The 12,932-nt window shown below is 56.7% G+C and carries 6 protein-coding genes, 2 tRNA genes and 2 rRNA genes; 6 read left to right on the top strand and 4 right to left on the bottom strand.

All coding sequences use genetic code 11. From position 1 onward, the window contains the following. Positions 1–7: 7 nt before the first annotated feature. The 4 genes from ACA047_RS26020 to ACA047_RS26005 all read right to left on the bottom strand — a co-directional run bounded on the left by ACA047_RS26020 (position 8) and on the right by ACA047_RS26005 (position 4,359). Positions 8–1,561, bottom strand: a complete 1,554-nt coding sequence (locus ACA047_RS26020) for an ABC transporter ATP-binding protein (RefSeq protein WP_497354290.1) — start codon at positions 1,559–1,561, stop codon at positions 8–10. 535 nt (positions 1,562–2,096) lie between these two features. After that, positions 2,097–2,678 carry an IMPACT family protein gene (locus tag ACA047_RS26015; RefSeq protein WP_497354288.1) on the bottom strand — a complete coding sequence of 194 codons (582 nt, stop codon included), beginning with the start codon at positions 2,676–2,678 and terminating at the stop codon, positions 2,097–2,099. Between the two features lie 6 nt (positions 2,679–2,684). Then, positions 2,685–3,335 (bottom strand): TetR/AcrR family transcriptional regulator, encoded by a 651-nt coding sequence (locus ACA047_RS26010; RefSeq protein ID WP_497354286.1) that lies wholly within the window; start codon positions 3,333–3,335, stop codon positions 2,685–2,687. Positions 3,336–3,438: 103 nt separating this feature from the next. After that, the gene (locus tag ACA047_RS26005) at positions 3,439–4,359 is read right to left on the bottom strand and encodes a LysR family transcriptional regulator (protein WP_497354284.1); all 921 of its coding nucleotides are present in this window, start codon (positions 4,357–4,359) and stop codon (positions 3,439–3,441) included. A 123-nt stretch (positions 4,360–4,482) separates the two neighbouring features. On the opposite strand from ACA047_RS26005, the gene aptA reads away from it, so the two are divergent. The 6 genes from aptA to ACA047_RS25975 all read left to right on the top strand — a co-directional run bounded on the left by aptA (position 4,483) and on the right by ACA047_RS25975 (position 12,894). Further along, entirely contained in the window at positions 4,483–5,832 is a 1,350-nt protein-coding gene (gene aptA / locus ACA047_RS26000) for an omega-aminotransferase AptA (RefSeq protein WP_497354282.1), read from the top strand. A 72-nt stretch (positions 5,833–5,904) separates the two neighbouring features. Further along, positions 5,905–7,398 (top strand): CoA-acylating methylmalonate-semialdehyde dehydrogenase, encoded by a 1,494-nt coding sequence (locus ACA047_RS25995; RefSeq protein WP_497354280.1) that lies wholly within the window; start codon positions 5,905–5,907, stop codon positions 7,396–7,398. A gap of 568 nt (positions 7,399–7,966) precedes the next feature. Then, a 16S ribosomal RNA gene (locus tag ACA047_RS25990) occupies positions 7,967–9,503 on the top strand. Positions 9,504–9,584: 81 nt separating this feature from the next. Further along, positions 9,585–9,661, top strand: a tRNA-Ile gene (locus ACA047_RS25985). A gap of 30 nt (positions 9,662–9,691) precedes the next feature. Then, positions 9,692–9,767, top strand: a tRNA-Ala gene (locus ACA047_RS25980). Positions 9,768–10,002: 235 nt separating this feature from the next. Further along, positions 10,003–12,894, top strand: a 23S ribosomal RNA gene (locus ACA047_RS25975). The 16S and 23S rRNA genes sit together here with 2 tRNA genes alongside, the layout of an rRNA operon. Positions 12,895–12,932 lie beyond the last annotated feature (38 nt).

Here is a 12,932-nt window from a genome sequence, read left to right as displayed (position 1 = left end):
AGCTCCGTTAAACCGGCACGGGGGCAGGGGATTGTGGGGTGTCGAACTGGCCGGCCATCCAGCCGCCGACGTCGCTGAGCCGGGTCTCGACGGTGGGCCTCAAGGCCGACAGACGCCCGCTGCACAAGGCACCGAGGCGGTCGCTGATCTGAAACAATTCGTCGAGGTCTTCGGAGATCACCAGGATGGCTGCGCCGGCATCGCGCAGGGCAATCAGGGCTCGATGAATGGTCGCCGCCGCGCCGACGTCTACGCCCCAGGTGGGGTGCGCCGCCACCAGCAGCTTTGGCTGCTGAAGGATTTCCCGGCCGAGAATGAATTTCTGCAAGTTGCCCCCCGAGAGGCTGCGTGCCGGGGTTTTGGTGTCGGGTGTCTTCACGCCAAAGCGCCGGATGATTTCTTCGGCCAGGTGCTCGACCTTGCTTCGCCGAATCAGCCCATGGCTGACCAGTCCCTGTTGGAAGGCACTGAGCAAGGCGTTATCCGCCAGGCTCAACTGCGGCACGGCGCCGTGGCCCAAGCGTTCGGCGGGAACAAACGCGAGCCCAAGGCGACGACGGGCGTCGGGGCGCAGATGAGCCACCGGTTGCCCGCCGAAACGAATCGTCTCGCCCTCATGGCGAGGCAGCTGTGTTTCGCCACTGAGCAACGCCAGCCATTCGTCCTGGCCATTGCCCGCCACCCCGGCGATACCGACGATTTCGCCGCTGCATACCTGCAGGTTTATCTCCCGCAATGAACAGCCAAACGGGTCCGGGTTGTGCCATGACAGCGCGCGAATTTGAAGGAACGCCTCGCTTGCGCTGACCTTGGGGTAGTCCGCGATCAGCCCCGCAGCTTCGCCAACCATCAACTGCGCCAGTTCGCGGTCCGAGCATTGTGCCGGGGTGCAGTGCCCCGACACCCGTCCGCCGCGCAGCACCGTAGCGCTGTGGCACAACGACCGCACTTCGCCCAGTTTGTGGCTGATAAACAAAATGCTGCAGCCCTCGCTCGCCAGGCGGCGAAGGGTCGTGAACAGTTCTTCGGCTTCTTGAGGGGTGAGCACCGAGGTGGGTTCATCGAGAATCAGCAGCCGAATGTCCTGCATCAGGCAGCGAATGATTTCTACCCGCTGGCGCTCGCCAATCGACAGACTGTGAACCAGTCGCTGCGGTTCCAGCGCCATGCCGTAGCGCCGGGAAACTTCGCGGATTCTGGGTTCCAGCTGTGCCGGCGTACCGGCTGACGCACCCATGGCCAGGGCAATGTTCTGCGCGACCGTGAGGGTTTCGAACAACGAGAAATGCTGGAACACCATACCGATCCCCAGGCCGCGAGCCTGGGCCGGGTTACGCAGGGTGACCCGCTCGCCCTGCCAGATCACTTCGCCCGAGTCGGCCTGGGTGACGCCGTAGATAATTTTCATCAGGGTGCTTTTGCCCGCACCGTTTTCGCCGAGCAGGGCGTGGATCTCACCGGGCTGGATGCTCAGGTCGATCGCATCGTTCGCCAGACAACCGGGGTAGCGTTTGCTGATCTTGCGCAATTGCAGGCGCGGGATGGAGTCGGGGTTGGACATGACAGGCTCGGGTCAATGGACATGAATGCCTGTGCAAAGCAATTTCCTGGCCAGTAGGTCAAGAAATTGCCCTGAACCCCAACCTGGAGGCTCTTGGCGGGTCATGCAGCCCATACCTCTGGCCATTGATCGGCACCGCAATGGGGCAAACGGTTTTATTCGGACACCTATTTTGCCCTGAAATAGGTGGTTAAAAAATGACCAAAAAGCTGCGAGCCATACCGTTCATGGGGCAGAGTGAGCCATGAACGGGTTATCCACAGGTTGTTCCACAGTTATTGTGCGCAAGCCGGAAGGTCGGGCATAAGCACCGCGCGACTTTCTTCTAAAGGTGATAAACCGGCGCAAGCGATTGTTTTTCTGATGGATTTGTATGAATACCGGCGCTTTGGACAAAAAATGAACAACGGCCGGAAACCCGCATGACAGAAGGGTTACAGAGGAATGTGCTCAGGTTATCCACAGCCGGGTGCACAGTGGATGTGGGCAAGTTGCACGTTTGCGCAGCGCCCTGAAAGGTCGCAAGCCTTCGATCTCATCGTGCTAACAGAATCCGTCCACGGCTCAGGTCGGCCAGTTGCTTGTGCAGCGTTTGGATCTGCGCCTCACCCACGGCCAACTGCAACTCCACACCATTTGCCGTAAAGCTTTCTTCACTCACCAGCGCGCCGCATTCGGCGACTCGCAATTTCACCAGGGCCAGTTCCGCGAACCCACAGGTACAGCGCAGCGCCACGCGGCTGATCAATTCAACCTTCCCGGCGTTCTGCAGGCATTTGTTTGCGCCGCCGCCATAAGCGCGGGCCAGCCCGCCCGTGCCCAACTGAATTCCTCCATACCAACGGATCACCAGCACCGCGACCTGATCGCACGCCTGGGCTTCGATGGCTGTCAGGATCGGCCGTCCGGCGGTGCCGCCCGGCTCGCCGTCGTCGTTGCTGCGATATTGATCGCCCAGCTTCCAGGCCCAGCAATTGTGCGAGGCGTTCAGGTCGCTGTGCTGTTGGATAAACGCCTGGGCGTCGGCGGGGCAGGTAATGGGGGCGGCGAAGGTGATGAAGCGGCTTTTGCGAATTTCTTCGCGGTATTCGCAAAAGCCGGCAAGGGTAAAAGGCATAGGATCTTAGAGGACGGGTGTCAGGCCGCAGCCCTTGAGAATGATGCGGATCAGGTTGTCGCCAGCATCGACCATGTCTTGCTTGGTCAACTTGCTGCGACCGGTCACGCGGCAGATCTGGGTGGCGAAGTCGGCGTAATGCTGGGTGCTGCCCCACAACAGGAAGATGAGGTTCACCGGGTCGACCGGGTCCATCTTGCCGGCATCGATCCAGGCCTGGAACACGGCCGCGCGGCCCTTGAACCAGGCGCGATAATCCTGGTTGAAATACTCGGTCAGGCACTCGCCACCGCTGATCACTTCCATGGCAAAGATTCGCGACGCCTGTGGCTGGCGGCGGGAGAACTCCATCTTGGCGCGGATGTAGCGGGTCAAGGCCTCGGCCGGGTCATCCTCGGCTGTGAGGGTATTAAAAGTGCTGTCCCACAATTCGATGATGTTGCTCAGTACCGCCACGTACAACCCGAGCTTGTTGGTGAAGTAATAGTGCAAGTTCGCCTTGGGCAGCCCGGCATTCAGCGCGATGGTGTTCATGCTGGTGCCTTTGAATCCGTGACGGGCGAATTCATCCTCGGCAGCCCTGAGGATGGTCTCTTCGTTCTTTTGACGAATGCGGCTGGCGGGCTTGCCACCGTGGGCAGGGACTTCAAAGGTCATGGACGTTTCCGGGCTGGGTCTGTGGGCAAGCAATGCGTTGATAACGCACCGGCGGCGATCCGACAAGTGCCACTGCTATAAAAGCCCACAACGGGCAAAGGCTTCAGCGGGTTGCCGCCAGGCTCTCAAGAAAACTTTCCAACACCAGATGAGGGCGGCGCCCCTTGCGCGTGACCGAGGCCAGGCTCAGATCATAGAAGCGTGCCGTGGGTTTCAGCGCACGCAACCGGCCCTGCTGGACCCAGAGACTGGCGTAGTGATCCGGCAAGTAACCGATGTAGCGCCCCGTGAGGATCAGGAACGCCATGCCTTCGCGGTCCGATGCACTGGCAGTGCAGTTGAGGGCCTGATAATGGGCCTGAATCTCGACCGGCAGGCGAAAGGTCGGAGCGATGGCGTCCTGGCTGTTGAGGCGGGCGTCTTCGAGTTTCTGGTCATCCACATAAAACAGCGGATGCCCGACCGCGCAATACAGCAGCGAGCGTTCGCTATAGAGCGGCTGATATTCCAGCCCGGAAAGGGCGCTGGCCTGGGGGACCACGCCGACATGCAGGCGACCGTCGAGTACGCCTTGCTCGACTTCGTTGGGGGCAATCATGCGAATCTGGATCTGTACATCAGGCCCGCGTTCCTTCAACTGAGCCAACGCGTGGGTGATGCGCATGTGGGGCAACGTGACGAGATTGTCGGTCAGGCCGATGGTCAGTTCCCCACGCAAATGCTGATGCAGGCCATTGACCTCGGTGCGAAAGCTTTCCAGCGCACTTAATAGCTGCAATGCCGATTGATAGACCTCGCGACCTTCCTCGGTCAGGGAAAACCCCGCGCGCCCGCGTTGGCACAGGCGCAGTCCCAGGCGTTGTTCAAGGTCACTCATCTGTTGGCTGATAGCCGAGCGGCCGATGCCCAGCACCGTCTCCGCCGCAGAGAACCCACCGCACTCCACCACACTGCGGAAAATGCGCAACAGGCGAATATCAAAGTCGCTGACTTGGGCCAGAGGATCGGGGCGGCGAATGCTCATAGTTTAGTGATCCACTGACTGAAGGTTAGAAAAGTTGGATTTCACCGACTTTATCGCCGTGGCAATTTAGCTGCAAGAACGCCTTTCGATCCCCTGTCGCTTATGTCCTGCGAGGTTTTGTCGATGAACATGCCCGAACACGCTGCCGGTTCCCTGGCCAGCCAGCTCAAGCTTGATGCCCACTGGATGCCTTACACCGCCAATCGCAATTTCCAGCGCGATCCACGCCTGATCGTCGCCGCCGAAGGCAGTTGGCTGGTCGATGACAAGGGGCGCAAGGTGTATGACTCGCTGTCGGGCCTATGGACCTGCGGCGCCGGGCACACTCGCAAGGAAATCCAGGAAGCGGTCGCGAAACAACTGGGTACCCTCGATTACTCGCCGGGGTTCCAGTACGGCCATCCTCTGTCGTTTCAACTGGCGGAAAAAATAACCAGCCTGACTCCGGGCAACCTCAATCATGTGTTCTTCACCGACTCCGGTTCCGAGTGCGCCGATACCGCAGTAAAAATGGTCCGCGCCTACTGGCGTCTCAAGGGCCAGGCGACCAAGACCAAGATGATCGGCCGTGCCCGTGGTTATCACGGTGTGAACATCGCCGGCACCAGCCTCGGCGGCGTGAACGGCAACCGCAAGTTGTTCGGTCAGGCGATGATGGACGTCGATCACTTGCCTCACACCTTGCTCGCCAGCAACGCCTATTCCCGTGGCATGCCGAAGGAGGGTGGCATTGCCTTGGCCGATGAGCTGTTGAAGCTGATCGAGCTGCACGATGCCTCCAACATCGCCGCGGTATTCGTTGAACCGATGGCCGGGTCCGCCGGCGTGCTGGTGCCGCCTGAGGGGTACCTCAAGCGCCTGCGGGACATCTGCGACCAGCACAGCATCCTGCTGGTGTTCGACGAAGTGATCACCGGTTTCGGCCGCACCGGTTCGATGTTCGGTGCCGATAGCTTTGGCGTGACCCCGGACCTGATGTGCATTGCCAAGCAAGTCACCAATGGTGCGATCCCCATGGGCGCGGTGATTGCCAGCTCCGAGATCTACCAGACCTTCATGAACCAGCCGACCCCCGAGTACGCGGTGGAATTTCCCCATGGCTACACCTACTCGGCGCACCCGGTGGCCTGCGCGGCTGGCCTGGCGGCATTGGACTTGCTGCAAAAGGAAAACCTGGTGCAGAGCGTGGCCGAGGTTGCCCCGCATTTCGAGAACGCATTGCATGGTTTGAAGGGGTCGAAGAACGTCATCGACATCCGTAACTATGGCCTGGCCGGGGCGATCCAGATCGCGCCGCGCGATGGCGATGCAATCGTGCGTCCGTTCGAGGCCGGCATGGCGTTGTGGAAAGCCGGGTTCTACGTGCGGTTCGGCGGTGACACCCTGCAGTTCGGGCCAACGTTCAACAGCAAGCCACAGGACCTGGATCGTCTGTTCGACGCGGTCGGTGAAGCGCTGAACAAACTCGACTGACGCGTCCTTCTATATAGCTATCAATAACGGGCGTCCGGCCACGGCCGCCTGTGGATAAATTCTGGAGTCCCCATGAGCCTCATCCCGCATTTGATCAATGGCGAACTGCTGAGCGACAACGCTCGTACGGCCGACGTGTTCAACCCGTCCACTGGCCAGGCGATCCATAAGGTGCCACTGGCCGATCGCGCGACTATCCAACAGGCCATCGACGCCGCCCGTGCTGCTTTCCCGGCCTGGCGCAACACGCCGGCGGCCAAGCGCGCGCAGGTGATGTTTCGTTTCAAGCAGTTGCTGGAGCAGAACGAGTCGCGTATCGCCCAGTTGATCAGCGAAGAACACGGCAAGACTCTGGAAGATGCGGCTGGTGAACTCAAGCGCGGTATTGAGAACGTCGAGTTCGCCTGCGCGGCGCCGGAGATTCTGAAGGGCGAATACAGCCGCAACGTAGGACCGAACATCGATGCCTGGTCAGACTTTCAGCCCCTGGGTGTAGTCGCGGGTATCACGCCCTTCAACTTCCCGGCGATGGTACCGCTGTGGATGTATCCGTTGGCGATCGTGTGCGGTAACTGCTTCATCCTTAAACCGTCCGAGCGCGACCCGAGTTCGACACTGCTGATCGCCCAGTTGCTGCTGGAGGCGGGTTTGCCTAAGGGTGTGTTGAGCGTGGTGCATGGCGACAAGGCCGCCGTGGATGCACTGATCGAAGCGCCGGAAGTGAAAGCGCTGAGTTTTGTCGGTTCGACGCCGATTGCCGAATACATCTATGCCGAGGGCACCCGACGCGGTAAACGTGTCCAGGCGCTGGGCGGGGCAAAGAACCATGCGGTGCTGATGCCGGACGCGGACCTGGACAACGCCGTCAGCGCACTGATGGGCGCGGCGTACGGTTCGTGCGGCGAGCGTTGCATGGCGATTTCGGTGGCGGTGTGTGTCGGCGATCAAGTGGCTGATGCGTTGGTGGCCAAGCTGGTACCGCAGATCAAGGCGCTGAAAATCGGCGCGGGCACCGCTTGTGGGCTGGACATGGGGCCGCTGGTGACCGGACAGCATCGCGACAAGGTCAGCGGCTATATAGAAGACGGTGTCTCGGCGGGTGCGTCGCTGGTCGTCGATGGCCGCGGCTTGAGTGTGGCGGGGCATGAAGAAGGCTTCTTCCTGGGGGGCTGCCTGTTTGATCGCGTGACGCCCGAGATGCGTATTTATAAGGAAGAGATTTTCGGGCCGGTACTGTGCATCGTCCGGGTCAACAGCCTGGAAGAGGCAATGCAACTGATCAACGATCACGAGTATGGCAACGGCACCTGTATCTTTACCCGTGATGGCGAGGCGGCGCGGTTGTTCTGCGATGAGATCGAAGTTGGCATGGTGGGCGTCAACGTACCGTTGCCAGTGCCCGTGGCCTATCACAGTTTTGGCGGCTGGAAGCGTTCACTGTTTGGCGACCTGCATGCCTACGGCCCGGACGGTGTGCGTTTCTATACCCGTCGTAAAGCCATTACCCAGCGCTGGCCGCAGCGCGCCAGCCATGAGGCTTCGCAATTCGCTTTCCCCAGCTTGTAATCGGTAAGTGAAGAGGCCGGTGTCTTTGGGCTCCGGCCTCTGTGTTTGCGGGGCTTTTTGGCTGATGTGACAGAAATGTGAAAATAGCTGTTGACGGCAGATTCTGGAAGTCTATAATTCGCCCCACTTCCGGCGCAGTCGAAACGGAAAACTATTTGAATTTCAATGAGTTACACGGTTTTCGACAGCGGCCCGCTTCAGTTCATCGAAGCCTGGAAGGGGTTGAAAAAGAGGTGTTGACAGCAGCGAGTAACGCTGTAGAATTCGCCTCCCGCTGATGAGAGATCAGAAGCGCAAGTGGTTGAAGTTGCAGAGGAAACTTTGAAAACTTCTTAAAATAACCGCTTGACAGCAACACCAGGCGCTGTAGAATGCGCGCCTCGGTTGAGACGAAAGACTCAACCCACCGCTCTTTAACAACTGAATCAAGCAATTCGTGTGGGTGCTTGTGGAGTCAGACTGCTAGTCAACAGATTATCAGCATCACAAGTTACTCCGCGAGAAATCAAAGATGTAACCAACGATTGCTGAGCCAAGTTTAGGGTTTTCTCAAAACCCAAAGATGTTTGAACTGAAGAGTTTGATCATGGCTCAGATTGAACGCTGGCGGCAGGCCTAACACATGCAAGTCGAGCGGTAGAGAGGTGCTTGCACCTCTTGAGAGCGGCGGACGGGTGAGTAATGCCTAGGAATCTGCCTGGTAGTGGGGGATAACGCTCGGAAACGGACGCTAATACCGCATACGTCCTACGGGAGAAAGCAGGGGACCTTCGGGCCTTGCGCTATCAGATGAGCCTAGGTCGGATTAGCTAGTTGGTGAGGTAATGGCTCACCAAGGCGACGATCCGTAACTGGTCTGAGAGGATGATCAGTCACACTGGAACTGAGACACGGTCCAGACTCCTACGGGAGGCAGCAGTGGGGAATATTGGACAATGGGCGAAAGCCTGATCCAGCCATGCCGCGTGTGTGAAGAAGGTCTTCGGATTGTAAAGCACTTTAAGTTGGGAGGAAGGGCATTAACCTAATACGTTGGTGTTTTGACGTTACCGACAGAATAAGCACCGGCTAACTCTGTGCCAGCAGCCGCGGTAATACAGAGGGTGCAAGCGTTAATCGGAATTACTGGGCGTAAAGCGCGCGTAGGTGGTTCGTTAAGTTGGATGTGAAATCCCCGGGCTCAACCTGGGAACTGCATTCAAAACTGTCGAGCTAGAGTATGGTAGAGGGTGGTGGAATTTCCTGTGTAGCGGTGAAATGCGTAGATATAGGAAGGAACACCAGTGGCGAAGGCGACCACCTGGACTGATACTGACACTGAGGTGCGAAAGCGTGGGGAGCAAACAGGATTAGATACCCTGGTAGTCCACGCCGTAAACGATGTCAACTAGCCGTTGGGAGCCTTGAGCTCTTAGTGGCGCAGCTAACGCATTAAGTTGACCGCCTGGGGAGTACGGCCGCAAGGTTAAAACTCAAATGAATTGACGGGGGCCCGCACAAGCGGTGGAGCATGTGGTTTAATTCGAAGCAACGCGAAGAACCTTACCAGGCCTTGACATCCAATGAACTTTCTAGAGATAGATTGGTGCCTTCGGGAACATTGAGACAGGTGCTGCATGGCTGTCGTCAGCTCGTGTCGTGAGATGTTGGGTTAAGTCCCGTAACGAGCGCAACCCTTGTCCTTAGTTACCAGCACGTAATGGTGGGCACTCTAAGGAGACTGCCGGTGACAAACCGGAGGAAGGTGGGGATGACGTCAAGTCATCATGGCCCTTACGGCCTGGGCTACACACGTGCTACAATGGTCGGTACAGAGGGTTGCCAAGCCGCGAGGTGGAGCTAATCCCACAAAACCGATCGTAGTCCGGATCGCAGTCTGCAACTCGACTGCGTGAAGTCGGAATCGCTAGTAATCGCGAATCAGAATGTCGCGGTGAATACGTTCCCGGGCCTTGTACACACCGCCCGTCACACCATGGGAGTGGGTTGCACCAGAAGTAGCTAGTCTAACCTTCGGGAGGACGGTTACCACGGTGTGATTCATGACTGGGGTGAAGTCGTAACAAGGTAGCCGTAGGGGAACCTGCGGCTGGATCACCTCCTTAATCGACGACCGCAGCTGCTCCATGAGCTCCCACACGAATTGCTTGATTCATTGAAGAAGACGATAGAAGCAGCCCTAAATTGGGTCTGTAGCTCAGTTGGTTAGAGCGCACCCCTGATAAGGGTGAGGTCGGCAGTTCGAATCTGCCCAGACCCACCAATTTTGTGTGGGAAACGCCTGTAGAAATACGGGGCCATAGCTCAGCTGGGAGAGCGCCTGCCTTGCACGCAGGAGGTCAGCGGTTCGATCCCGCTTGGCTCCACCACTACTGCTTCGATTGTATAAAGCTTAGAAATGAGCATTCCATCAAGGTGATGGTGAATGTTGATTTCTAGTCTTTGACTAGTTCGTTCTTTAAAAATTTGGGTATGTGATAGAAAGATAGACTGAACATCACTTTCACTGGTGATGGCTCAGGCTAAGGTAAAATTTGTGAGTTTAATCGCGAATTTTCGGCGAATGTCGTCTTCACAGTATAACCAGATTGCTTGGGGTTATATGGTCAAGTGAAGAAGCGCATACGGTGGATGCCTTGGCAGTCAGAGGCGATGAAAGACGTGGTAGCCTGCGAAAAGCTTCGGGGAGTCGGCAAACAGACTTTGATCCGGAGATGTCTGAATGGGGGAACCCAGCCATCATAAGATGGTTATCTTGTACTGAATACATAGGTGCAAGAGGCGAACCAGGGGAACTGAAACATCTAAGTACCCTGAGGAAAAGAAATCAACCGAGATTCCCTTAGTAGTGGCGAGCGAACGGGGACTAGCCCTTAAGCTTCTTTGATTTTAGCGGAACGCTCTGGAAAGGGCGGCCATAGTGGGTGATAGCCCTGTACGCGAAAGGATCTTAGAAGTGAAATCGAGTAGGACGGAGCACGAGAAACTTTGTCTGAATATGGGGGGACCATCCTCCAAGGCTAAATACTACTGACTGACCGATAGTGAACTAGTACCGTGAGGGAAAGGCGAAAAGAACCCCGGAGAGGGGAGTGAAATAGATCCTGAAACCGTATGCGTACAAGCAGTGGGAGCCCACTTTGTTGGGTGACTGCGTACCTTTTGTATAATGGGTCAGCGACTTATTTTCAGTGGCGAGCTTAACCGAATAGGGGAGGCGTAGCGAAAGCGAGTCTTAATAGGGCGTCTAGTCGCTGGGAATAGACCCGAAACCGGGCGATCTATCCATGGGCAGGTTGAAGGTTGGGTAACACTAACTGGAGGACCGAACCGACTACCGTTGAAAAGTTAGCGGATGACCTGTGGATCGGAGTGAAAGGCTAATCAAGCTCGGAGATAGCTGGTTCTCCTCGAAAGCTATTTAGGTAGCGCCTCATGTATCACTGTAGGGGGTAGAGCACTGTTTCGGCTAGGGGGTCATCCCGACTTACCAAACCGATGCAAACTCCGAATACCTACAAGTGCCGAGCATGGGAGACACACGGCGGGTGCTAACGTCCGTCGTGAAAAGGGAAACAACCCAGACCGTCAGCTAAGGTCCCAAAGTTATGGTTAAGTGGGAAACGATGTGGGAAGGCTTAGACAGCTAGGAGGTTGGCTTAGAAGCAGCCACCCTTTAAAGAAAGCGTAATAGCTCACTAGTCGAGTCGGCCTGCGCGGAAGATGTAACGGGGCTCAAACCATACACCGAAGCTACGGGTATCACGCAAGTGATGCGGTAGAGGAGCGTTCTGTAAGCCTGTGAAGGTGAGTTGAGAAGCTTGCTGGAGGTATCAGAAGTGCGAATGCTGACATGAGTAACGACAATGGGTGTGAAAAACACCCACGCCGAAAGACCAAGGTTTCCTGCGCAACGTTAATCGACGCAGGGTTAGTCGGTCCCTAAGGCGAGGCTGAAAAGCGTAGTCGATGGAAAACAGGTTAATATTCCTGTACTTCTGGTTATTGCGATGGAGGGACGGAGAAGGCTAGGCCAGCTTGGCGTTGGTTGTCCAAGTTTAAGGTGGTAGGCTGGAATCTTAGGTAAATCCGGGATTCTAAGGCCGAGAGCTGATGACGAGTTACCCTTTGGGTGACGAAGTGGTTGATGCCATGCTTCCAAGAAAAGCTTCTAAGCTTCAGGTAACCAGGAACCGTACCCCAAACCGACACAGGTGGTTGGGTAGAGAATACCAAGGCGCTTGAGAGAACTCGGGTGAAGGAACTAGGCAAAATGGCACCGTAACTTCGGGAGAAGGTGCGCCGGTGAGGGTGAAGCATTTACTGCGTAAGCCCACGCCGGTCGAAGATACCAGGCCGCTGCGACTGTTTATTAAAAACACAGCACTCTGCAAACACGAAAGTGGACGTATAGGGTGTGACGCCTGCCCGGTGCCGGAAGGTTAATTGATGGGGTTAGCTAACGCGAAGCTCTTGATCGAAGCCCCGGTAAACGGCGGCCGTAACTATAACGGTCCTAAGGTAGCGAAATTCCTTGTCGGGTAAGTTCCGACCTGCACGAATGGCGTAACGATGGCGGCGCTGTCTCCACCCGAGACTCAGTGAAATTGAAATCGCTGTGAAGATGCAGTGTATCCGCGGCTAGACGGAAAGACCCCGTGAACCTTTACTATAGCTTTGCACTGGACTTTGAATTTGCTTGTGTAGGATAGGTGGGAGGCTTTGAAGCGTGGACGCCAGTTCGCGTGGAGCCAACCTTGAAATACCACCCTGGCAACTTTGAGGTTCTAACTCAGGTCCGTTATCCGGATCGAGGACAGTGTATGGTGGGTAGTTTGACTGGGGCGGTCTCCTCCTAAAGAGTAACGGAGGAGTACGAAGGTGCGCTCAGACCGGTCGGAAATCGGTCGTAGAGTATAAAGGCAAAAGCGCGCTTGACTGCGAGACAGACACGTCGAGCAGGTACGAAAGTAGGTCTTAGTGATCCGGTGGTTCTGTATGGAAGGGCCATCGCTCAACGGATAAAAGGTACTCCGGGGATAACAGGCTGATACCGCCCAAGAGTTCATATCGACGGCGGTGTTTGGCACCTCGATGTCGGCTCATCACATCCTGGGGCTGAAGCCGGTCCCAAGGGTATGGCTGTTCGCCATTTAAAGTGGTACGCGAGCTGGGTTTAGAACGTCGTGAGACAGTTCGGTCCCTATCTGCCGTGGACGTTTGAGATTTGAGAGGGGCTGCTCCTAGTACGAGAGGACCGGAGTGGACGAACCTCTGGTGTTCCGGTTGTCACGCCAGTGGCATTGCCGGGTAGCTATGTTCGGAATAGATAACCGCTGAAAGCATCTAAGCGGGAAACTAGCCTCAAGATGAGATCTCACTGGGACCTTGAGTCCCCTGAAGGGCCGTCGAAGACTACGACGTTGATAGGCAGGGTGTGTAAGCGCTGTGAGGCGTTGAGCTAACCTGTACTAATTGCCCGTGAGGCTTGACCATATAACACCCAAGCAATTTGCATCGGCTCTTTAACACAG

The organism is Pseudomonas sp. LBUM1664 (genome assembly GCF_059695895.1).
Note: the sequence above shows the minus strand (reverse complement) of the source record. Positions and strands in the feature narration are given on the sequence as shown.